Origin of the sequence: Pseudolabrys sp. (assembly GCF_050250095.1) — a bacterium.
Taxonomy (GTDB): Bacteria; Pseudomonadota; Alphaproteobacteria; order Rhizobiales; family Xanthobacteraceae; genus Pseudolabrys.
Window position 1 is genome coordinate 123233 of the sequence record NZ_JBFWPH010000001.1, and the last position, 22672, is coordinate 145904.

The window sequence follows — 22672 nt, forward strand, 5'->3', positions numbered from 1 at the left end:
GAAACCGGTTTTCGGACAAGATCATGCGCAAGAAAAATTAAGCGATGTCCGATTTCTACGACGCCCTCGAAACCCGCGACCCGGCGGCGCGCGAGCGCGAATTGTTCGCGCAGTTGCCGAAGCAGATCGCGCATGCGGTCACCGCGCCGGGCTGGGCGAAGCACCTCGCGGGCGTCGATCCTGCGGGCGTCACCTCACGCAAGGCGCTCGCGGCGCTGCCGCTGCTGCGCAAGTCCGAATTGCTGGCGCTGCAAAAATCCAGCCCGCCGTTCGGCGGCTTCAACACCACGGCGCCAGGCAAGGCCCGGCGCCTGCAGATGTCGCCCGGTCCGCTGTTCGAACCGCAGGGCGCGGGCCGCGATTTCGGCAACTGCGCCCGCGCGCTTCATGCGGCGGGCTTCCGCGACGGCGACGTGGTGCACAATTCGTTTTCCTATCACCTGACGCCCGGCGCCTACATTCTGGAAGAGGGCGCCTTCGCGCTCGGCTGCTCGGTCATTCCCGGTGGCGTCGGCAACACCGAGCAGCAGGTCGAGGCGGTCGCGCAGTTCAGGCCGTCCGGCTATGTCGGCACGCCCGACTTCCTCAAGATCCTGCTCGACGCTGCCGAGAAGCTCGGCAGGGACGCCTCGTCCTTCAAGCGCGCGCTTGTCTCCGGTGCGGCGCTGCCGGCCACGCTGCGCGACGAGCTTGGCCGCCGCGGCGTCGCGGTGCTGCAATGCTATGCGGTCGCGGAGCCCGGCGTGATCGCCTATGAGAGCGAGGCGCGGGAAGGGCTGATCGTCAACGAAAACGTCATCGTCGAAATCGTACGGCCCGGCACCGGCGATCCCGTGGCCGAGGGCGAAGTCGGCGAGGTGGTGGTCACCACCTTCAATCCCGATTATCCGATGATCCGCCTTGCGACTGGCGACCTCTCCGCCGTACTGCCGGGTGCATCGCCCTGCGGGCGCAGCAACATACGCATCGAGGGCTGGATGGGCCGCGCCGACCAGACCGCCAAGGTCAAGGGCATGTTCGTGCGGCCGGAGCAGGTCGCGGAGATCGCCCGGCGTCACCCGGAACTGACGCGGCTGCGGCTTGTCGTCAGCCGCGCCAACGAGCAGGACGCCATGACGCTGATGGCGGAATGCGCCGCGCCCGCCGCGGGGCTCGACGCTGCGGTCGCCGAGACGCTGCAGTCGGTCGCCAAGGTGCGCGGCGCGGTGCAACTGGTTGCGCCCGGTGCGTTGCCGAACGACGGCAAGGTGATCGCCGATGAGCGGCCGGTCAACTGAGACAGTCCGGCCCTTGACGCGCCGCCTGCTTTGCCGCTGATAGCCGGCATGAGCGACGCCGACGTCTCCCGCGCAACTGCCGATCCCGCCGCGCCGCAGCGCCGCCGCATCGGCGTGCTGCTGGTCAATCTCGGCACGCCGGACGCCACCGACTATTCCTCGATGCGGCGCTATCTCAAGGAGTTCCTGTCGGACCGCCGCGTGATCGAGGAGAACCCGGTCATTTGGTGGCTGGTGCTCAACCTCATCGTCCTGACTTTCCGGCCCGGCCGCAAGGGCCGTGATTACGACAAGATCTGGAACCGCGAGCGCAACGAAAGCCCGCTGAAGACCGTCACCCGCGCGCAGGCCGAAAAGCTCGGCCGCGCCATGTCGGCCGACCCGCGCGTTACGGTCGACTGGGCGATGCGCTACGGCAATCCGTCGATCCCGTCGCGGCTCGCGGCGATGCAGCAGGCCGGCTGCGACCGCATCCTCGTCATTCCGCTCTATCCGCAATATGCCGCCGCCACCACGGCGACCGTCTGCGACAAGGTGTTCGACGCCTTGAAGACAATGCGCTGGCAGCCCTCGGTGCGCATCGCGCCGCCGTGGTTCGACGATCGCGTTTATATCGACGCGATCGCCAGTTCCGTGCAGAACGAGCTGTCCGGCCTGACATTCGTGCCGGAGGTGCTGATCGCGTCGTTCCACGGCATGCCGGAAGACTATGTCCGCAAGGGCGACCCCTATCAGCGCCAGTGCATCGAAACGGTGCGGCTGTTGCGCGAGCGGCTGCGCCGCACCGACGACAATCTGCTGCTCACCTTCCAGTCGCGCTTCGGCCCGCGCGAATGGCTCAAGCCCTATACCGACGAGACGGTGCGCGCGCTGGCGAAGAAGGGCGTCAAGAATATCGCGGTGGTGACGCCAGGCTTCACCACCGATTGCCTCGAGACGCTGGAGGAGATCGCGATGGAAAACGCCGAGATCTTCAGGAAGGCCGGCGGCCGCAATTTCGCGTTCATCCCCTGCCTCAACGACAGCGACGACGGCATGAGCGTGATCCGCCGTGTCGCGGTGCGCGAACTGTCGGGCTGGATCTAGGCCGGCTTTTCGGAGCGCGACTTAACCCGGCGTTTTCATTGAGTTGTTGCGGACCCGCGGCATCGTCTTGCCGCTGGCTGGTTTGCCATCCAGAATATCCGCTGCGTTTTCACCCCGGAGCGTTCAATGTCGCCGTTTGACATCGTCATATTGCTTGTCGTCTTCCTCGCCATCGTCATCGTCATCAGCGGCGTCAAGACCGTGCCGCAGGGCTTCACCTGGACGGTCGAGCGGTTCGGCCGCTACACGCGGACGCTGACGCCGGGGCTGAACCTGATCATCCCGATCGTCGATCGCATCGGCCGCAAGATGAACATCATGGAGCAGGTGATCGACGTTCCGCAGCAGGAGGTCATCACCAAGGACAACGCGACCGTCACCGTCGATGGCGTCGCCTTCTTCCAGGTGTTCGACGCCGCCAAGGCGAGCTACGAGGTCGCCATGCTCGATGAAGCGATCCTCAAGCTGACCATGACCAACATCCGCTCGGTGATGGGCGGGATGGACCTCGACCAGATCCTCTCCCATCGCGATATCATCAACGAACGGCTGCTGCATGTCGTCGATGCCGCCGTGTCGGCCTGGGGCGTCAAGGTCAACCGCATCGAGATCAAGGACATCGTTCCGCCGGCCGATCTCGTCGCCTCGATGAACCGCCAGATGAAAGCCGAGCGCGAGAAGCGCGCGGAAATCCTCACCGCCGAAGGCCAGCGCCAGTCCGCGATCCTGCGCGCCGAGGGCGAGAAGCAGGCGCAGATCCTCGAGGCCGAAGGCCGCCGGGAGGCGGCGTTCCGCGAGGCCGAGGGCCGCGAGCGCATGGCGGAGGCCGAGGCCAAGGCGACAACGATGGTCAGCGAGGCGGTGTCGAAGGGCGACATCGCGGCGCTGAATTATTTCGTCGCCGAGAAATATCTCCAGGCGTTCGGCGAAATCGCCAGGGCGCCGAACCAGAAGATCGTCATGCTGCCGATGGAAGCGACCGGCATCCTCGGTTCGCTCGCCGGCATCACCGAACTTGCCCGCGCCACCTACGGTCCGAACCAGACGCCCGGCACGGCAGTGCCGCCGGTCGGCCGTCCGCCGGCCGATCGGGGCTGATCATGAGCATCATCGAAACGCTCGGCGTCTGGTCGTGGTTCATCGCCGGCGTGGTGCTGACGATCGCGGAGGTGTTCGCGCCGGGCGCGTTCCTGCTGTGGCTCGGCCTCGCCGCCTTTCTGGTCGGCATCGTGTCGCTGCTGATCGATTGGGGCTGGCAGGCCCAGTTCATCGCTTTCGCGGTGTTCGCGGTCGCCGCCGTGCCGCTCTACCGGAGGATCGGCCGGCAGCCGGACGACGCCTCCGATCATACGTTCCTCAACCGCCGCACCGAGGCGCTGGTCGGCCGCGTCTTTACGCTCGAAACGCCGATCGTCAACGGCTTCGGCACCGTGCGTATCGACGACACGGTGTGGCGCGTGCAGGGGCCGGACAGTCCGGGCGGCGGCAAGGTGAAAGTCGTGCGGGCGGACGGCGCGACGCTGACGGTCGCGCCGGAGTAATTCAGCGCACGATCCCGAAAAGCGTGAATCGGCCTATGCCGGCTTCGGCCGGTTTTCGGATAAGATCATGCGCAAATAAAACTACGCGACGCCCGCGCGCAGCAGGTCGTGCATGTGCAGCACGCCGATCGGCTTGCGGCCTTCCGCGACGAACAGCGTGGTGATCTTCGCGGCGTTGAGCATTTCCAGCACTTCGGTCGCGAGCTGATCGGGGCGCACGGTTTTCGGATTGCGCGTCATCACCTCGTCGACCTTGCGGTCGAGCAGGCCCGGCTCCATGTGGCGGCGCAGGTCGCCGTCGGTGATGATGCCGACCAGCATGCCGTGCGCGTCGAGAATGCCGACGCAGCCGAGGCCCTTCGCGGTCATCTCCACGACGGCGTCCGACATCTTGGTGCCGAGCGGCTTCAGCGGCATCGTCTCGCCGGCATGCATCAGCTCGCGGGCGAATTTCAGCATCGCGCCGAGCCGGCCCGCCGGATGCAGCATGCCGAAGTCGGTCGGCGTGAAGCCGCGGCTTTCGAGCAGCGCGATCGCCAGCGCGTCGCCGATCGCAAGCTGCATCAGCGAGGAGGTGGTCGGCGCGAGATTGTGCGGGCAGGCTTCGCGGGCGTCCGGCAGCGTCAGCACCACGTCGGCGGCCTTGCCGAGCGTCGAGCCGGTCTGCGCGGTCACCGCGATCACCGGCACGTTGTGGCGGCTCGCATATTCGATGAGGCTTTTCAGTTCGGCGGTCTCGCCGGACCACGACAGCGCCAGCAGCACATCCTTTTCCGGCGCGATCATGCCGAGGTCGCCGTGGCCGGCGTCGCCGGCGTGGACGAAGAAGGCGGGCGTGCCGGTCGAGGCCAGCGTCGCCGCGATCTTGCGGCCGATATGGCCGGACTTGCCCATGCCGGTCACGACCACGCGGCCGCTCGCGGCGCGGATGACGCCGACGGCGGCGATGAAGGAGCGGCCGAGGCCGTCGCGCAGCGCCGCGGACAGCGCGTTCAGCCCGTCGGCTTCGAGGCCGAGGGTCCGGACGGCGGACGCGATCAGGGCGGCATCCTGCCCGCTGGGGTCGGTCATGGCGGCGGCTTTTGGGTTCTGCGTGGGCATTCTGGCCTGTAACTCGGGACTAGGCGGGGCCGGAAGCGGGCTCCAACGCTGCGTGGAATAGCACGGAAGCCGCGCTCTAGCGATCCGGGCTCCCCCGGTCAACGTCTCATTAACCATAACGGTTTTAACTCCGTTAACCAAAGCTAACGGCCCGTTCCGCGGCAAAACCGCGGGTCGCGGGTCCGTTGGCGCGTGCACGGCCGTCCACAGGAAGGTTCCCGGAACTTGCCGCGTCGTCGTCCCGCCTGCGCTGCACTCCGCCGCCTCGGTGCGGTACTGCTCGCGTGCGCGCTGTGGTCCGCGCCGGTGTTGGCGCAGACGACCGGCGCGATCCCCGGCGCGAAGGTATTGCCCGACCAGGATCCGAAAGAAACCTCGCGCTTCGAACGGCCCGATCGGACCGGCAGCACCGCCGTGAAAAAAGCGCAGGCCGAAACGACGCGCAGCACGCCGGGCTTGCGTCCGCTTGACAACATCCCGAACGGCGCCGGCGCAACCGGCTTCGACGCGACGAACACCGGGCGCGACAACACGCGGTCGTTCCAGCGCGGCGCGGACGACGACGCGCGCAACGGCAAGGTTGGCGCAAAAGCCAAATCGAAAAGGAAGACAGCGAAGACGGTTTCACCGGCGCGCAACGATCCGCCGCTCGGCCGGGTCACCGAGACGGGTCCGATCGGCCGCCGCCCGCAGGATCGCGCGGATGCCGCATATGCTTCAGCGTCGGGGCGTCCGGGCCAGCCGCCGGTCGGCTTCGGTCCGATCTATACGCAGCCGAAAAAGCGCAAGCATGTCGAGGACGATCCTTACGCGCCGCTTGGTCTGCGCAAGGGCAGCATGACCTATTATCCGGCGGTCGAGCTGATCGGCGGTCACAACAGCAATCCCGGCCAGGTGTCCGGCGGCAAGGGTGCGGCGCTATGGACGGTCGCGCCGGAACTGCGCACGCAGTCGGACTGGTCGCGGCACGAGTTCAAGAGCGAATTGCGCGGCAGCTACACCGGCTACAATCCCGACACCACGCCGACGCTGAGCCGGCCATACTTCAGCGGCAAGGCGGATGGGCGCATCGACGTGCGTCACGACACCCATGTCGAGCTTGGCATCCGCTCGCTGATCTCGACCGACAATCCCGGCAGTCCCAATCTTCAGGCGGATCTGTCGAAGCTGCCGACCTATCACACCTTCGGCGGGTCGGCCGGGCTGACCAAAAGCTTCAACCGGCTCGAATTCACGCTCAAGGGCGACGCCGAGCGCACGACCTATCAGGACTCCAAGCTCACCGACGGCACCACCGCAAGCAACGAAGACCGTAACTACAACCAGTATGGCGGCACGCTGCGCGCGGCTTACGAGTACGTGCCGGGCGTGAAACCGTTCATCGAAGCGGGCGCCGACACCCGCAAGCACGACATCGTGCCCGACGCCTCCGGCTTCAACCGCGACTCCAACGGCCTGACCGGCAAGATCGGCACGACGTTCGAACTGTCGCGGGTGCTGACCGGCGAGATCGCAGTCGGCTATACGCGCCGCGAATATGACGATCCGCAGCTCGAAAATCTCAAAGGTCTGATCGGCAACGCCTCGCTGGTCTGGACGGCGTCCGCGCTCACGACCGTGAAGCTGACCGGCGCCTCGACCGTCGGCGAGACCACGGTGACCGGCGTATCCGGCATACTCTATCGCGACGTCGGCGTGCAGGTCGATCACGCCTTCCAGCAGTGGCTGATCGGCACGGTGAAGCTCGGCTTCGGGCTCGACGACTATGTCGGCTCCTCGCGCGAGGACAAGCGCTATCTGGCCGGCGTCGGGCTGACCTACAAGCTCAACCACATGGTCCAGTTGAAAGGCGAGGCGCGGCGCGAGTGGTTGCGCTCCAACGTCGGCGGCAACGACTATACCTCCGACATCTTCCTGATCGGCCTGCGCCTGCAGTACTAGATGTGAAAAGTCCGCGGTTAATCTGTCATGCCCGGCCTTGTGCCGGGCATCCACGTCTTGCTTCTTTAATTGTATCAAAGACGTGGATGGCCGGGACAAGCCCGGCCATGACGATAACCCAGACCTACTTGCCGCCCATCAGCCGCTGCATTTCCTCGCGCATCGCGGCGCTGAGGTCGTCGCGTTCCAGCGCATAGGACATGTTGGCGGCGAGGAAGCCGATCTTGGAGCCGCAGTCGAAGCTGCGGCCTTCGAACTTCAGCCCGTAGAACGGCTGCGATTTCGCCAGCGCCAGCATGGCGTCGGTCAACTGAATCTCGCCGCCGGCGCCTGTGCTCTGCTTCTCCAGAACGTCGAAGATTTCCGGTTGCAGGATATAGCGTCCGGTGATGGCGAGGTTGGATGGCGCGTCGGCGGCTTTCGGTTTTTCGACCATCTGCGTGATGCCGAACGCCTTGCCCTTGCTCGGCCCGACGCCGACCACGCCATACATATGGACGCGGTCTTTCGGCACTTCCTCAACCGCGACGATATTGGCGCGCTCCTCGAGCGCGCCCGCGGCCGCGATCATCTGGGCGAGGCAGCCGGGATCGTGCTGCACCAGCACGTCGGGCAGCAGCAGGGCGAAGGGCTCGCGGCCGACCAGTTCGCGCGCGCACCACACCGCATGGCCGAGGCCGAGCGGCGACTGCTGGCGGGTGAAGCTTGCGGAACCCGCTTCCGGCAGATCGTGCGACAGCAGCGCGAGATCGTTCTTCTTGCCGCGCTCGTTGAGCGTCACCTCCAGTTCGAACTGGCGGTCGAAGTGATCTTCGATGACGCTCTTGTTGCGGCCGGTGACGAAGATGAAATGCTCGATCCCGGCGCCGCGCGCCTCGTCGACGACGTGCTGGATCAGCGGCCGGTCGACGACTGGCAGCATCTCCTTGGGCATCGCCTTGGTGGCGGGCAGAAAGCGGGTTCCAAGGCCGGCGACGGGAAAGATGGCTTTGCGTATTTTGGGCATGATGATCGAGTAAGGCCGATAATTCGTGGCGTAAAAATGGTCCGCGCGACGGCGCGGGGAGGCGGGCAGAAGCTCCGGGACATTATGGACCGGAGCCTGTTAACGTCGCTGAAACGTTATCGAGGCACCTCTGGGTCAAGGACGGGTACGGACGGGACGCCAGATACGCTATGGCGAAAACACGCGGAAATCACCTTATTCTCGCCCTCGCGGCGACGCTGTTGAGCGCCCCCGCGGCGGCGCAGCAGACCGGCTCGATTCAGGCGCTGCTGGCGCGTGATTCGGCCGACTGGAGCGGCGAGCCCGGCGCCTCCGGTCACCCCGAGATGACTGCCGACGCCATCCGCGCCGCCACCGCCGATTTCCCGAACTGCATCGCGCGGATGTGGCCGGAGGCCGCCAAGCGGAATATCTCGCGGGCGAGCTTCGATCGCTTCACCCGCGGGCTGACGCCCGATCTCAAGATCATGGATCTGCTGGACAGCCAGCCAGAGTTCACCAAGGCGATCTGGGATTACCTCGATATCCTGGTGACCGACGCGCGCATCGAGAAGGGCCGCGCGATGCTCGACCAGCACCGCGCCGTCTTCGATGCGGTGGAGAAGACCTACGGCGTCGACCGCTACATCATCGCCGCCATCTGGGGCGTCGAAACCAATTACGGCGCGATTGCCGGCAATCGTCCGGTGCTGCGTTCGACGGCGACGCTCGCCTGCGTCGGCCGCCGGCAAGGTTATTTCCGCGGCGAGTTCCTTTCCGCGCTCGAGATCCTGCATCACGGCGACATTCGTCCCGATCACTTCAACGGCTCCTGGGCTGGCGCGTTCGGCCCGACGCAGTTCATGCCGACGGCGTTCAAACGCTACGCCGTCGATTTCGACCGCGACGGCCGCCGCGACACCGTCGACTCGATCGCCGACATCATCGCCTCGACCGCCAACAAGCTGCACCGCAACGGCTGGACGACCGGAGAAACCTGGGGCTACGAGGTCGTGCTGCCGACCACGCTGAACTTCATGCTGGCGGAGGACCGCCGGCAGCTCACGCTCGCCGAGTGGCAGCGTCACGGCATCGCGCGGCCGGACGGCAAGCCGTTTCCGCGTCTGCACGACAAGGCCTATCTGCTGGTTCCGGCCGGCGTTCAGGGACCGGGCTTCCTGATGCTGCGCAACTTCCGCGTCATCCTGCGCTACAATCCGGCGGAGTCTTACGCGCTGGCGATCGGTCATCTGGCGGACCGGCTGCGCGGCGGCGAGCCGCTGGTGCAGAACTGGCCGCGTTACGAGCGGGTGCTCAGCCGCGCCGAGCGGCTCGAACTCCAGCAGCTTCTGGAGCGGCACGGCTTCGACGTCGGCGAGCCGGACGGCCAGCTCGGCGGCCGCACCCGCGCGGCGATCCGCGATTTCCAGATCAAGACGGGTCGGATTCCCGACGGTTTTGCCTCGACCAGCGTGCTCGAACGGCTGCGCGGGCGTTAACCGAACCGCCCGGCAAGCCTTCTTCAACCGGGAAACATCCTTCAAGTTGACATTTTCGGGGCCTATTGGCCCATAGAGCATGATCCCCGAAAGTGGGTACCGATTTTCGGGTAAGATCACGCGGGAACATTTTAGTGGCAACGAAGCCGGCCTTGCCGGTTTCCGAGGACCGGTTTCGATGAAAAGTCCTGCGGCCAAACACGCCTCGTTCCTGCGGACGCTGGCGCTCGTGCTGACGGTCGGCGCGCTGGAATTTGCCGGCGTGCTCGCGGTCAGCGGCGTGTTCTCGACGCCGGCCGATGCGCAATTCTTCCGCGAACGCCGCGTGCGCCAGGGCGGGTTCTTCGACCAGCTGTTCGGCGGTGGCCGCAGCGTGCCTTATTACGAAACCAATCGCAGCGCGCCGTCCGAGGCCGCGCCGTCGGCCGTGCGTCCGCCGGCGGCCAAGAAAAGCGACACCACGCCGACGCTCACGGTCACCGTGTTCGGCGACTCGATGGCGGACTGGCTCGCCTACGGGCTCGAGGATGCGTTCGAGGATTCGCCGGAGATCGGCATCGTCCGCAAGGGCAAGATCGGCTCGGGCCTGCTGCGCTACGATGCGCGCAGCGATCTCGACTGGTGGAGCGTGGTGCGCGATACGCTCGCGCAGGAGAAGACCGACTATGTCGTGATGATGCTCGGCATCAACGACCGCCAGAACATCCGCGAAAGCCAGATCCAGAAGGCCGCCGAAAAGGCCGCCAAGGAAAAAGAAGAAAAGAAGGACGAGAAGGAACAGGCCGCGTCCGATCCGAACGACGAGAACGCGCCGGGCGCGAGCAACGACGACGAGGAGGACCAGATCGCGGTGCCGGAACGTCGCCCGAAAGCGATGCCGCGCGGAGTCGTCGAGTTCCGGTCCGAGCGCTGGGAGCAGGTCTACGGCAAGCGCATCGACGACACCATCGCCGCGCTCAAGAGCCGCGGCGTGCCGGTGCTCTGGGTCGGCCTGCCGCCGATCCGCGGCACCAAGTCGACTGCCAATGTGCAGTATCTCAACGATCTGGTCCGCGCCCGCGCCGAGAAGGCCGGCATCACCTATGTCGATGTGTGGGACGGCTTCGTCGACGAGGGCGGCAAATACACCACCTTCGGCCCGGACTTCGAGGGTCAGACGCGGCGCCTGCGCTCCGGCGACGGCGTGCATTTCACCAAGTCGGGCGCGCGCAAGCTCGCACACTATGTCGAGCGCGATCTGCGCCGCTTCATGAGCAACCGTGCGCTGCCGGTGGCGCTACCGTCCGGCGGCGGTGTCGTGCCGGACGCCAATCTCGGTCCGGCCGAGCGCCCGCTCGCGGGTCCGGTGGTACCGCTGACCGCGCGGCGGGGTGGAACGGAAGAACTCGCCGGCGGCAACACCACGCGGCCGGTGCATTCCGACGCGACGGCGACTCGCGTGCTGGTGAAGGGCGAGGCGATCAGGCCGCCGCGCGGCCGCGCCGACGATTTCACATGGCCGCGCCAGAGCACCGGCACCGAGCAGTTGTCGCCGACGGCGGCGGCCGCCCGCGCGACCACGCCGCCGCCCGCGCCGGCAAAGCCTGCCGCCACGCCGGCCGCAAAGCCGGCGAAGCCTGAAGCCAAACCGGAGCGCAGCGTGTCGCGTGCGCCCGCGGCAGAGCAACCTCAGCAGAAGCCGGCACAGGCCCGGCCGGCCGCGCCGCATCCGTCCGCCACGCATCCCGCCGGCCAGCAGGCCGCGCCGCGTCCGCCGGCGCAGGTTCAGGCGCAGCAACAGCGGCGTCCGCCGCCGCCGCGCCGGAATGACGGCGGTTTGTTCGGTCTGGGGATTTTCCGGTAAACGAAGGCGCTGCTCGTTAGCGCCGCGCTTCCCATTCCTTTGATGTCATGCCCCGCGAAGGCGGGGCATCCAGTAATCAACTGATAAGCTGTGTTTACTGGATCGCCCGCCTGCGCGGGCGATGACAGCTTTTTTTGCTTCTTATACGAAGTGCCAATTACCGCGGCAGCGTCGTCGTTCCCATCAGGAATTTGTCGATCGCGTGGGCGCACTGGCGGCCCTCGCGGATCGCCCACACGACAAGCGACTGGCCGCGGCGCATGTCGCCGGCGGCGAACACCTTGTCGGCCGAGGTCGCATAAGCATTTGTGTCGGCCTTGACGTTGCCACGCTGGTCGAGCGCGAGCGAGAGCGACTTCACCATGCCCTCATGCACCGGGTGCACGAAACCCATCGCCAGCAGCACGAGATCGGCCTCGATCTCGAATTCGCTGCCGGGCACCGGCTTCATCTGCGCGTCGACATGCACGCAATGCAGCGTCTTCACCTGGCCGTTCTCGCCGGTGAACTTCTGCGTCAGCACCGCGAATTCGCGGGTCGCGCCTTCCTCGTGGCTCGACGAAATACGCAGCTTCAGCGGCCAGTCCGGCCACGTCATCATCTTGTTTTCGTGCTCGGGCGGCTGCGGCATGATCTCGAAATTCGTCACCGACACCGCGCCCTGGCGGATCGAGGTGCCGATGCAGTCGGAGCCGGTGTCGCCGCCGCCGATCACGACGACCTTTTTGCCGGTCGCGAGAATGGGCTCGATGTCGCCGAGCGGCTCGCCGCCGACGCGGCGGTTCTGCTGCGGCAGGAAATCCATCGCGAAATGGATGCCCTTGAGATCGCGGCCCGGGATCGGCAGGTCGCGCGGCTTTTCCGCGCCGCCGGTCAGCGCCACCGCATCGTAATCCTTGACGAGTTGCTCGACCGGGAGCGTGACGCCGACATGAGCGTTGTAATGGAAGGTGACGCCCTCGGCCTCCATCTGCGCGACGCGGCGGTCGACGTGGACCTTCTCCATCTTGAAGTCCGGGATGCCGTAGCGCATCAGGCCGCCGGCCTTGGCCCAGCGTTCGTAGAGGTGGACGTCGTGGCCGGCGCGCGCGAGCTGCTGCGCGCAGGCCATGCCGGCCGGCCCTGAGCCGACCACGGCGACTTTCCGGCCGGTCTTCTTCGCGGGCGCGTCGGGCTTGAGGCCCTGCGCGATGGCGCGGTCGGCGATCGCGCATTCGATCGACTTGATGGTGACCGGGTTGTCGTCGATGTTGAGCGTGCAGGACGCTTCGCACGGCGCCGGGCAGATGCGGCCGGTCACTTCCGGGAAATTGTTGGTCGAGTGCAGATTGCGCGCAGCTTCGTCCCAGTTGCCGCGATAGACGAGGTCGTTCCAGTCCGGGATCTGGTTGTTGACCGGGCAGCCGGTCGGCGCGCCGGCAATATTCACCGTGCCGTGGCAATAGGGCACGCCGCAGTCCATGCAGCGCGCCGCCTGCTTGCGCACGTTGTCCTCGGGCGGAGCGATGACGAATTCGCGATAGTTCTTGATACGCTCCTCGACCGGAGCGTAGTCGCGGTCTTCGCGTTCGATTTCGAGAAAGCCGGTGATCTTGCCCATCGATTACTCCGCCGCCTGCATCGCGGCGGCCTTTTCCTTGGCCAGTTCCGCGAGCGCGCGACGGAATTCAACCGGCATCACTTTACGGAACATCGGGCGATAGGTTGCCCAGTTGGCGAGAATATGCTCGGCGCGCTTGGAGCCCGTGTAGCGCGCATGGTTGGCGATCAGCCGGCGCAGCCGCTCGGTGTCGCCCGAGGTCAGGTCTTCGATGTCGACACGGCCGTGCGACTCGAGGTCCTGGCCGAATTCGCGTTCGGCGACCTCGGCTTCTTCGGGGATCGGCTCGAGTTCGACCATCGCCATGTTGCAGCGGGTCTCGAAGGAACCGTCCTCGTCGAGGACGTAGGCGATGCCGCCCGACATGCCCGCCGCGAAGTTGCGTCCGGTCTGGCCGAGCACGACGACGATGCCGCCGGTCATGTATTCGCAGGCGTGGTCGCCCGCCCCTTCGATGACGGCGGTGGCGCCGGAGTTGCGCACGGCGAAGCGTTCGCCGGCAACGCCGCGGAAATAGCACTCACCGGCGATCGCGCCGTACAGCACGGTGTTGCCGACGATGATCGACTCTTCCGGCACGACGCCCGATTCCGCCGGCGGGCGGATGACGATACGGCCGCCCGACAGGCCCTTGCCGACATAGTCGTTGCCGTCGCCCTCGAGCTCGAAGGTGACGCCGTGCGCGAGCCATGCGCCGAAGCTCTGCCCGGCGGTGCCGGTAAAGCGGACATGGATCGTGTTGTCCGGCAGGCCGGTGTGGCCGTAACGCTTGGCGACCTCGCCGGACAGCATCGCGCCGGCGGTGCGGTCGGTGTTGCGGATCGCGGCCTGCAGGCGGACCGGCGCGCCGCGGTCGAGCGCCGACTGCGCCTCCGCGATCAGCTTGCGGTCGAGCACGGTCGCGATCTTGTGGTCCTGCGGCTCGCACTTGAAGATGTTGGTGCCGGCCTCGGCGGGCGGCTTCATGAACAGCTTGGAGAAATCGAGGCCGCGCGCCTTCCAGTGCTCGACCAGCTTGCGGCGGTCGAGCATCTGCATCTGGCCGATCATGTCGTCGAACCTGGCGTAGCCGAGCTCGGCCATCAGCGCGCGCACTTCCTCGGCGACGTAGAAGAAATAGTTGATGACGTGCTCGGGCTGGCCGCGGAAGCGCTTGCGCAGCACCGGGTCCTGCGTCGCGACGCCGACCGGGCAGGTGTTGAGGTGGCACTTGCGCATCATGATGCAGCCGGCCGCGATCAGGGGCGCGGTCGCGAAGCCGAATTCGTCGGCGCCGAGCAGCGCGCCGATCACCACGTCGCGCCCGGTGCGCAGGCCGCCGTCGACCTGCACCGCGATGCGGCCGCGCAGGCGGTTGGCGACGAGCGTCTGGTGCGTCTCGGCCAGGCCGATCTCCCACGGGGAGCCGGCATGCTTGATCGAGGTGAGGGGGGAGGCGCCGGTGCCGCCCTCGTAACCCGCGATGGTCACGTGGTCGGCGCGCGCCTTGGAGACGCCGGCGGCGACGGTGCCGACGCCGACTTCGGAGACGAGCTTCACCGAGACGTCGGCCGCCGGGTTGACGTTCTTCAGGTCGAAGATCAGCTGGGCGAGGTCTTCGATCGAATAAATGTCGTGATGCGGCGGCGGCGAGATCAGGCCGACGCCGGGCGTCGAGTGGCGCACCTTGGCGATGGTCTTGTCCACCTTGTGGCCGGGCAGCTGGCCGCCTTCGCCGGGCTTGGCGCCCTGCGCCATCTTGATCTGCATCACGTCGGAATTGACGAGATATTCGGTGGTGACGCCGAAGCGGCCGGAGGCGACCTGCTTGATCGCCGAGCGCATCGAGTCGCCGTTCGGCAGCGGCTTGAAGCGGTCGGACTCTTCGCCGCCTTCGCCGGTGTTCGACTTGCCGCCGATCCGGTTCATCGCGATGGCGAGCGTGGTGTGCGCCTCGCGCGAGATCGAGCCGTAGCTCATCGCGCCGGTCGAAAAGCGCCGCACGATGGAAGCCGCCGGCTCGACCTGATCGAGCGGGATGGCCTTGCGGCCGTCTTCGTCGGCGCCCTTGATGCGGAACATGCCGCGGATCGTCAGCAGGCGTTCGCTCTGCTCGTTCACGATCTGCGCATAGGCGCGGTAGTGATCCTGCGAGTTCTTGTCCTTGAGGTCGCCGCGCACCGCGTGCTGGAGCCGCGACACGGTCTGCGCCGTCCACACATGGTCTTCGCCGCGCACGCGCACGGCGTAATCGCCGCCGACGTCGAGCATGGTGCGGTAGATCGGCGCGTCGGAGAAGGCCGCGCGGTGGCGCCGCACGGTTTCCTCGGCGACCTGCGCGAGATCGACGCCCTCGATGCGGGTGTGGGTGCCGGTGAAATACTTGTCGACGAAGGACTGCTTGAGGCCGACCGCGTCGAAGATCTGCGCGCCGCAATAGGACTGGTAGGTCGAGATGCCCATCTTGGACATCACCTTCAAAAGTCCCTTGCCGATCGACTTGATGTAGCGCTTGACGACTTCCTTGTCGTCGAGCTTCTGCGGCAGCTCGTCCTTCATCGCGAGCAGCGTCTCGAAGGCGAGATAGGGGTTCACCGCCTCGGCGCCGTAACCGGCCAGGCACGCGAAGTGATGCACCTCGCGCGGTTCGCCCGACTCCACGACGAGGCCGACCGAGGTGCGCAAGCCCTTGCGGATCAGGTGATGATGCACCGAGGCGCAGGCGAGCAGCGAGGGGATCGGAATCCGGTCCGGCCCGGCCTTGCGGTCGGACAGCACGAGAATGTTGGCGCCGGTGCGCACTTCTTCCTCGGCCCGCTCGCAGAGCTGGTCGATGGCGAAGCTCATGCCGGTCGCGCCGTGATCGGCCGGGAAGGTGATGTCGAGCGTCTGCGACTTGAAATGGTCGCCGCTCATCTCGGAGATCGCGCGGATCTTCTCGAGATCGGAATTGGTCAGGATCGGCTGGCGCACCTCGAGGCGGCGCGATTTCGATACGCCCTCGAGGTCGAACAGGTTCGGCCGCGGCCCGATGATCGAGACGAGGCTCATGACGAGCTCCTCGCGGATCGGATCGATCGGCGGGTTCGTCACCTGCGCGAAGTTCTGCTTGAAGTAGGTAAACAGCGGCTTCGGCTTGTCCGACAGCGCCGAGATCGGCGTGTCGTTGCCCATCGATCCGATGGCTTCCTCGCCATTGGCGCCCATCGGCGTCATCAGGATTTTGATGTCTTCCTGCGTGTAGCCGAAGGTCTGCTGGCGATCGAGCAGGGTCAGGTTCGACAGCGGCGCGTGGTTCGACGCCTCGGGCAACTCTTCCAGCACGATCTGCGTGCGCTCCAGCCACTCCCGGTAGGGATGGCTGCGCGCCAGCGTGCTCTTGAGTTCCTCGTCCGGAATCAGCCGGCCTTCGTCGAGATCGACCAGCAGCATCTTGCCGGGCTGCAGCCGCCACTTCTTGACGATGTTCTTCTCGTCGATCGGCAGCACGCCCATTTCCGAGGCCATGATGATGCGGTTGTCGCGCGTCAGGAAATAGCGCGCCGGGCGCAGACCGTTGCGGTCGAGCGTCGCGCCGATCTGGCGGCCGTTGGTGAAGGCGACCGCGGCCGGGCCGTCCCACGGCTCCATCAGCGCGGCGTTGTATTCGTAGAAGGCGCGGCGCTTGTCATCCATCAGCGGATTGCCGGCCCAGGCTTCCGGAATCATCATCATCATCGCATGGGCGAGCGAGTAGCCGCCCTGCATGAGGAATTCGAGCGCGTTGTCGAAGCAGGCGGTGTCGGACTGGCCTTCGTAGGACACCGGCCACAGCTTGTTGATGTCGGCGCCGAACAGTGGCGAGGCGACCGACGCCTGGCGCGCCGCCATCCAGTTCACGTTGCCGCGCAGCGTGTTGATTTCGCCGTTGTGCGCGACGAGGCGGAATGGATGCGCGAGCGACCACGTCGGCATCGTGTTGGTCGAGAAGCGCTGGTGGATCAGCGCGATCGCGCTCTCGAAATCCGGCTCGCTCAGGTCGGGATAGTAGCTGCCGAGTTGATCGGCGAGGAACATGCCCTTGTAGACGATGGTGCGGCAGGAGATCGACGCGGGATAATAGCCGGAGACGCGCCGTTCGCGCTGGCGGTAGATCGCGTTGGAGATCGCCTTGCGCAGAATATAGAGCCGGCGTTCGAAGTCGGACTCGGTCAGCTTCTTGCGGCCCTTGCCGATGAACACCTGCATGTGCACGGGCTCGGTCGGCTTCACCGATTCGCCGAGCGATGAATTGTCGGTCGGCACCTCGCGCCAGCCGAGCAAAGTGAGGCCCTCGCGGGCGATCACGTCGGCATAGATGTCGCGGATGATCTCGCGCCACTCGTTGTCGCGCGGCATGAACAGGTGGCCGACGCCGTAGTCGCCGGCCTTCGGCAGCGCGAAGCCGAGCTCGGCCGCCTTGCGCGCGAAAAACTTGTGCGGGATCTGCACCAGGATGCCGGCGCCGTCGCCCATGCGCGGGTCCGCGCCGACCGCGCCGCGGTGCTCGAGGTTGCAGAGGATGCGCAGGCCGTCCTCGATCAGGCCGTGCGACTTCTTGCCCTTGATGTCGGCGATGAAGCCGACGCCGCAGGAATCCTGGTTGAGCGCGGGGTCGAACAGGCCGTGCGCGTCAGGCGTGCCGGGATCGGCGCTGTCGCGGAAATCCGCCGCGGTCAGCATGGCCGTCCGTTCGTCCTGTGCCTTGCGCTTGCTCATCCTGCCTCGCCCTGCGCCCTTCATCGTGGCGCACCGTTCTTGTCCGCAGCGCCACTCTGGCGGCCGTGGCCCGATACCGAACCGTTCGCGTGAAGGGCAACCGCCGCGGACCTGACATGCCGCCGCCGGTCGCCTCCCGTTCCGGAGCGTTGCCCCGGTTCCGCGCCCAGCCGCCACCTGTGTCGGGTGACGCAAGTTCAGGTGATGCCGGCATGACGCGATGCACTATAGGACAGTACTACTGTCCTATAGAACCATGCCAAATTTTGCCCGGCTGCACAAGCGCGGTCCATGCCGAATTTGCTTTCGGTCGACAATTTGTTGCGCGGCTGTTGCTCGCCGCGCAACGGCCACCGCGGGCGCCGGCCCGGCAGCGACACGGCATTGCGTGGCGGCCTGCCGGCAGGCTGCGGCGGTTTACCGTTTAACCGTGCCCGCTAACCCTCGAAACGGGAAGTCCGGGCGGCGAGGGATGCCTTGGCTATGGTGGTCCAAAGACAGGGAGTTGCCACCATGAGCGATCACACCGTCGCCAACGGGATTCCGGAAGTTTCAGATGCGCCGTCGATGCGGTTGTCGGACCGCCTCGCGAGCCTCGCGCCGCCGGCCGTCGCCGCCGGCCTTGCGGGGCGCGGCGCGATGCCCGAACGCTCGCCGGCCGTGAAGGCCGCGCTCGCCGCCACCTATGGCAAGACGGCGAAGATCGCCAAGCGCGCCGAGCGCCATATGCGCCCCAGGCGTTACCGCACGCTGGTCTCCGCCTTCGTCGAAAGCTTTGTGTCGGCCTGTTCGTTCGTGCCTTACGCGCTGGTCGCGCTGGGCCTGCGGGCGCTGATGGCCTTCGTGTTCTTCACCGCCGGCCAGGCCAAGGTGTTCGGCCCGCAGATTCCGCTGAACCTCTACGACTACAACCTGTCGGTGACGCTGCCGGCGCAGCTGCGGCCCGAGGCCTTCAGCATGTTCATGTCGAGCTACGCCTCGATGCCGCTGCCGCCGGCCGCCGCCGCTTATGTCGTGACCTACGCGCAGTTCGTGCTGCCGATCCTCTTGGTGCTCGGCCTCGCGACGCGCTTCGCCGCGCTCGGCCTGCTGCTCATCACCGCGCTGCTGCAGCTCTACGTCCTGCCGAACGAGCTGTGGACCGCGCACATCTACTGGGGCGCGATCCTGATCGTGCTGATGACGCGCGGACCCGGCGAACTGTCGGTCGATCACATCGTGCGTTACGTCACGCGGCGCTAGCGCCGCCGCGGTTTCTGGGGAGGGGAGCAGCGTCGTGACGAAACTTCTGGCCTTCGCGGCATGCGTGGCGGCGCTGGTGGCGCTGCTCGTCTGGCCGGGCAATGCCGATCCGGCGCGCTATGCCCGTTCGCAGGACGGCGAGCGCGTGTCGGCCGAGGATGTCGAGACGACGTTGCGCCGCTCCGGCTTGACGCCGATCGGTCCGATCAGGCGCGGCCATGACATCTTCGTGACGCACGCCATCGATCCGCGCGGCACCCGATTGCGCATCGTCGCCGATGCGCTGTTCGGCGACATCGTGTCGGCGATCCCGGTGCAGACCGCGCCGGTCTATGCGGCGCAATATGCCGTACATGGCGGCGCCGGGCCCCGCATCATCCATATTCCGCAAGCCGGCGATGTGCGCACAAGCCTGCCGGATGACGACGATCGCGCGTCCATGACGGACGAGGATGACGAGACGCCGCCGGCCGTTGCGCCGCGCCGCCGCCATCGCGATGTTCCGCAGCTTCAGGATCGGGGGCGTGAACCCCGCCGCAAGCCCTATCAACAGTCGCGTCGCATCGAGACACCGTCCCGCGCCGCCGCGCGCTCCGTTCCGTCGCCTGTCTCGCCGGCCGAGGTGAAGGCGAAGCGGTCGGTGCTGGCGATCCCGCCCGAGCCGGTGACGCCGAAGGTGGACGTGCCGCCGCCGCCCGCGACGCCGCGCTGGCAGTCGGCCGAGAAATTCGACGCGCCGAAGGATGCCGCAGTACCGCCAGTTGCAGCGACGGCGGCGGAAGATGCACAGGCCTCGGCCGACATCTCGTCCGCCGTCGCGCCGATTGCGCCGGACAACGACACACCGCCGGAAGGCATCACCGCCGATCCGCCGGCGGCGCACTGATCGTTTCGGATTTCGAGATTCAAATGCAAAAGCGCCCCGGGGCATCCGGGGCGCTTCGCGTTTGGAGATTCAACTTGCCGACGTGAGCGGCGACCCGGCCTGCCGCCCGGGGGAAAGCGACAGGCCGGTCGTCATGTCACCGCGCGGAGGGGCAGCCATACGCGGCGACCAGTCACGCCGCCAAAGTCCGCAACCGAAGTTACGCGGCCAAAAGTTACGCGGCTTTGGCGTCGATCACGTTGGCTTTGCCGGCGCCGTTGCCGATCGGAATCTGGCGCGGCTTCTTCGCCTCGGGGATCTCGCGGACGAGGTCCACATGCAGGAGGCCGTTCTCGAGCGTCGCGCCCTTGACCTGGACGTGGTCGGCGAGCTGGAAGACGCGCTCGAAGGCGCGCGAAGCGATGCCCTGGTAGAGCGTCTCGCCTTCGGATTTCTCCTGCTTCTGGTGCTTCTCGCCCTTGATGGTCAGGGTGTTCTCTTTGGCCTCGATCGAGAGTTCATTCTCGCTGAAGCCGGCGACCGCGACCGAGACGCGGTAGTTGTTCTCGTCGGTACGCTCGATGTTGTAGGGCGGGTAGCCCGGCGCGGCATCGAGACCGACACGGTCGATGGTGTCGAACAGCCGGTCGAAACCGACGGTCGAGCGATAGAGCGGGGAAAGGTCGAAAGTGCGCATTGGCATATCCTCCAAGTGAGCGACATGAAGCGGGACAGAGGCCGTGTTCGCCATCAGGCCGAACCGGACGCATCCCGTGCGCAGCCACCATTGGCCTGCGCAAAATCCATATGGGAAGCGCATTCCGGCACTTCAAGGCGGTGGAAAAAGCCCTGAAAAACAGCCGGTTAGCGTCAATTGCGACGGCCGCGAATTGAGTGGCGCGGACGCCCTGCTATAACGCGACACGCGCCGCCCGCAGCTCAACTGGTCCGCCGTCGTCCGCATGGATCTCGTCTCGATTCCCGCCAATCCGGTGCCTGAGGATGTCGTCGTCGGCGCGATCAAAACGCCGGACGATGTCACGCTGCGTTATGCGCGCTGGGCGCCGCCGCCGGGCCGCAAGGGCACGGTCTGCGTGTTTCCGGGACGCGGCGAATTCATCGAGAAGTATTTCGAGACGGTGCGCGACCTGCGTTCACGCGGCTTCGCTGTCGCTGCGCTCGACTGGCGCGGTCAGGGCCTGTCCGACCGTGGGCTCGGCGACCGCCGCAAGGGTTACGTCCGCGACTTCTATCAATACGGCGTCGATCTCGACGCCTTCATGGAACAGATCGTGCTGCCGGATTGTCCGCCGCCGATCTATGCGCTGGCGCATTCGATGGCGGGCGCCATCATCCTGCGCGCCTGCTACGACGGCCGCCGCTGGTTCGACCGCGTGGTGTTGAGCGCGCCGCTGATCGGCCTGCCGAAGTCGGGGCTCGTGCGTTACGCCCGTCCGATCCTGATGATGATGCGGCTGATGGGTCGCGGCAACGCCTACATTCCGGGCGGCAGTCCCAATCCGCCGGGACGCGAGAATTTCATCGGCAACGTGCTGACCTCCGATCCGGTGCGCTTCGCGCGCACGGTCGCGGTGCTCGAGGCCGAGCCGCGTCTTGCGCTTGGCGGGCCGACGGTGAACTGGGTCAGCGCGCTGTTACGCGCGACCGCGAAATTCGAAGACCCCGCCTATGCCGGTTCGATCCGCCAGCCGATCCTGATGGTGGCGGCGGGACACGACCAGGTGGTTTCGACCTCCGCGATCGAGACCTTCGCGGACAATCTGCTTGCCGGCTCTCATCTGATTTTGCCAGGCAGCCGGCACGAAATCCTTCAGGAGCAGGATCAGTACCGCAGGCAGTTCTGGGCGGCGTTCGACGCCTTCGTGCCCGGCACGCCGCTTTACTGAGATCGTCCCGAAGAAAAAGCGATCAGCCGTCGTTGAGCATCGCCAGCGCCTGCGCATGCACGCGCTTGTCGCCGGCAGCGACGATGCGCCCGCCGTGGTGCGCGGGGCCGTTCTCCCATGTCGTCACGATGCCGCCCGCGCCGGTGATGATCGGGATCAGCGGCAGGATGTCGTAGGGCTTGAGTTCCGTTTCGATGATGAGATCACTGTGGCCGGCGGCCAGCATGCAATAGGCGTAACAGTCGCCGCCGTAGCGCGAGAGTTTCACCTGGCTCTCGACCTTGCCGAACCGCGCGCGGTCGCTGGCGTTCATCAGGAGCGGGCTGGTCGTGCCGAGCAGCGCCTCGCCAAGCGACGCGCAGGGGCGCACCCGCAGGTCGCGCGGTCCCGCCGGCCCCTGGTAGCGCGCCGCGCCGCCGTCGCCGGTGAAGCGTTCGCGCATGAACGGCTGGTGCATCATGCCGAACACCGGTTCGCCGAACCGCATCAGGCCGATCAGCGTGCCCCAGGTCGGCATGCCGTTGATGAAGGATTTGGTGCCGTCGATCGGGTCGAGCACCCAGACATACTCGGCGTCGTCGTGCTCGGCGCCGTATTCCTCCCCGATCACGCCGTGGCCGGGAAAGCTGTTCTTGATCAGCCGGCGCATCGTCGCCTCGGCGGCGCGGTCGGCCTCGGTGACGGGATCGAACCCGCCGGCCCGCTTGTTGTCGACCGACAGGCTGGTGCGGAAAAACGGCAGGATCGCCTCACCGGAGGCGGACGCGAGGTCTTCTACGAATGTCGCGAAATCGACCGCCGTCATGTTCACCTGCTGCCGGACTGGAGGTATCGGACCCTCGGCCGCGGGGCAACCGCTGCCGAGTTATGCGCCAACCGAGGAGAAAAGAGGCGGAACTGCGTCATCCCGCCGCGTGCGTACTGCAAAACATGCATTGAGCCATGCGCTGTAAGCATGTGATTTGCGCGATTCTCACTTGATTTTTGTGCGTCGCAATCTAGATTGTTGCAATGCGGTAGCGAGAGCTACCGTTGCCCTCCTTGGGCGTTTCCTCCCTAGACTTGGACC

At 66.5% G+C, this 22672-nt stretch carries 16 protein-coding genes; 10 read left to right on the forward strand and 6 right to left on the reverse strand.

The window, feature by feature from the left end; genetic code table 11:
* The first annotated feature begins 44 nt into the window (after nucleotides 1–44).
* From AB7F10_RS00585 to AB7F10_RS00600, 4 genes are all read left to right on the forward strand, one after another.
* Nucleotides 45–1277: a phenylacetate--CoA ligase family protein gene (locus AB7F10_RS00585; protein WP_428558264.1), complete on the forward strand. Its 1233-nt coding sequence runs from the start codon at nucleotides 45–47 to the stop codon at nucleotides 1275–1277.
* Between the two features lie 48 nt (nucleotides 1278–1325).
* Nucleotides 1326–2363, forward strand: coding sequence for a ferrochelatase (hemH, locus tag AB7F10_RS00590; protein ID WP_428558262.1), 1038 nt, complete (start codon nucleotides 1326–1328; stop codon nucleotides 2361–2363).
* Between the two features lie 126 nt (nucleotides 2364–2489).
* Nucleotides 2490–3461: an SPFH domain-containing protein gene (locus AB7F10_RS00595; RefSeq protein ID WP_428558261.1), complete on the forward strand. Its 972-nt coding sequence runs from the start codon at nucleotides 2490–2492 to the stop codon at nucleotides 3459–3461.
* Nucleotides 3461–3904, forward strand: a complete 444-nt coding sequence (locus AB7F10_RS00600) for an NfeD family protein (RefSeq protein WP_428558416.1) — start codon at nucleotides 3461–3463, stop codon at nucleotides 3902–3904. Before AB7F10_RS00595 ends, AB7F10_RS00600 begins: the two co-directional genes overlap by 1 nt.
* Before the next feature lie 81 nt (nucleotides 3905–3985).
* Here the strand turns inward: AB7F10_RS00600 and AB7F10_RS00605 are convergent, their stop codons facing one another.
* The gene (locus AB7F10_RS00605) at nucleotides 3986–5005 is read right to left on the reverse strand and encodes a KpsF/GutQ family sugar-phosphate isomerase (protein ID WP_428558260.1); all 1020 of its coding nucleotides are present in this window, start codon (nucleotides 5003–5005) and stop codon (nucleotides 3986–3988) included.
* A 309-nt stretch (nucleotides 5006–5314) separates the two neighbouring features.
* Between AB7F10_RS00605 and AB7F10_RS00610 the strand changes: the two genes are divergently transcribed.
* Complete coding sequence (locus AB7F10_RS00610; RefSeq protein WP_428558259.1) at nucleotides 5315–6946, forward strand: outer membrane beta-barrel protein; 1632 nt, start codon at nucleotides 5315–5317, stop codon at nucleotides 6944–6946.
* A gap of 124 nt (nucleotides 6947–7070) precedes the next feature.
* Here AB7F10_RS00610 and galU read toward each other — a convergent pair whose 3' ends face one another.
* Nucleotides 7071–7952, reverse strand: a complete 882-nt coding sequence (gene galU, locus AB7F10_RS00615) for a UTP--glucose-1-phosphate uridylyltransferase GalU (RefSeq protein ID WP_428558258.1) — start codon at nucleotides 7950–7952, stop codon at nucleotides 7071–7073.
* Between the two features lie 170 nt (nucleotides 7953–8122).
* Here galU and AB7F10_RS00620 point away from each other — a divergent pair, with 170 nt between their 5' ends.
* Both AB7F10_RS00620 and AB7F10_RS00625 read left to right on the forward strand, forming a co-directional pair.
* Nucleotides 8123–9430 carry a lytic murein transglycosylase gene (locus AB7F10_RS00620; RefSeq protein WP_428558257.1) on the forward strand — a complete coding sequence of 436 codons (1308 nt, stop codon included), beginning with the start codon at nucleotides 8123–8125 and terminating at the stop codon, nucleotides 9428–9430.
* A gap of 178 nt (nucleotides 9431–9608) precedes the next feature.
* On the forward strand, nucleotides 9609–11273 hold the full coding sequence (locus AB7F10_RS00625; protein ID WP_428558256.1) for an SGNH/GDSL hydrolase family protein: 1665 nt from the start codon (nucleotides 9609–9611) through the stop codon (nucleotides 11271–11273).
* 157 nt (nucleotides 11274–11430) lie between these two features.
* Here AB7F10_RS00625 and AB7F10_RS00630 read toward each other — a convergent pair whose 3' ends face one another.
* Together AB7F10_RS00630 and gltB are read right to left on the reverse strand one after the other, a co-directional pair.
* The gene (locus AB7F10_RS00630; protein ID WP_428558255.1) at nucleotides 11431–12873 is read right to left on the reverse strand and encodes a glutamate synthase subunit beta; all 1443 of its coding nucleotides are present in this window, start codon (nucleotides 12871–12873) and stop codon (nucleotides 11431–11433) included.
* 3 nt (nucleotides 12874–12876) lie between these two features.
* The gene (gene gltB, locus AB7F10_RS00635; protein WP_428558415.1) at nucleotides 12877–17553 is read right to left on the reverse strand and encodes a glutamate synthase large subunit; all 4677 of its coding nucleotides are present in this window, start codon (nucleotides 17551–17553) and stop codon (nucleotides 12877–12879) included.
* 549 nt (nucleotides 17554–18102) lie between these two features.
* Between gltB and AB7F10_RS00640 the strand changes: the two genes are divergently transcribed.
* Entirely contained in the window at nucleotides 18103–18831 is a 729-nt protein-coding gene (locus AB7F10_RS00640) for a DoxX family protein (protein WP_428558254.1), read from the forward strand.
* A 34-nt stretch (nucleotides 18832–18865) separates the two neighbouring features.
* Nucleotides 18866–19717, forward strand: coding sequence for a hypothetical protein (locus AB7F10_RS00645; protein WP_428558253.1), 852 nt, complete (start codon nucleotides 18866–18868; stop codon nucleotides 19715–19717).
* A gap of 214 nt (nucleotides 19718–19931) precedes the next feature.
* Here the strand turns inward: AB7F10_RS00645 and AB7F10_RS00650 are convergent, their stop codons facing one another.
* Nucleotides 19932–20393: an Hsp20 family protein gene (locus tag AB7F10_RS00650; RefSeq protein ID WP_428558252.1), complete on the reverse strand. Its 462-nt coding sequence runs from the start codon at nucleotides 20391–20393 to the stop codon at nucleotides 19932–19934.
* A 265-nt stretch (nucleotides 20394–20658) separates the two neighbouring features.
* Here AB7F10_RS00650 and AB7F10_RS00655 point away from each other — a divergent pair, with 265 nt between their 5' ends.
* Nucleotides 20659–21603: an alpha/beta fold hydrolase gene (locus AB7F10_RS00655; protein ID WP_428558251.1), complete on the forward strand. Its 945-nt coding sequence runs from the start codon at nucleotides 20659–20661 to the stop codon at nucleotides 21601–21603.
* 22 nt (nucleotides 21604–21625) lie between these two features.
* Here the strand turns inward: AB7F10_RS00655 and hisN are convergent, their stop codons facing one another.
* Nucleotides 21626–22408, reverse strand: coding sequence for a histidinol-phosphatase (hisN, locus tag AB7F10_RS00660; protein WP_428558250.1), 783 nt, complete (start codon nucleotides 22406–22408; stop codon nucleotides 21626–21628).
* Nucleotides 22409–22672 lie beyond the last annotated feature (264 nt).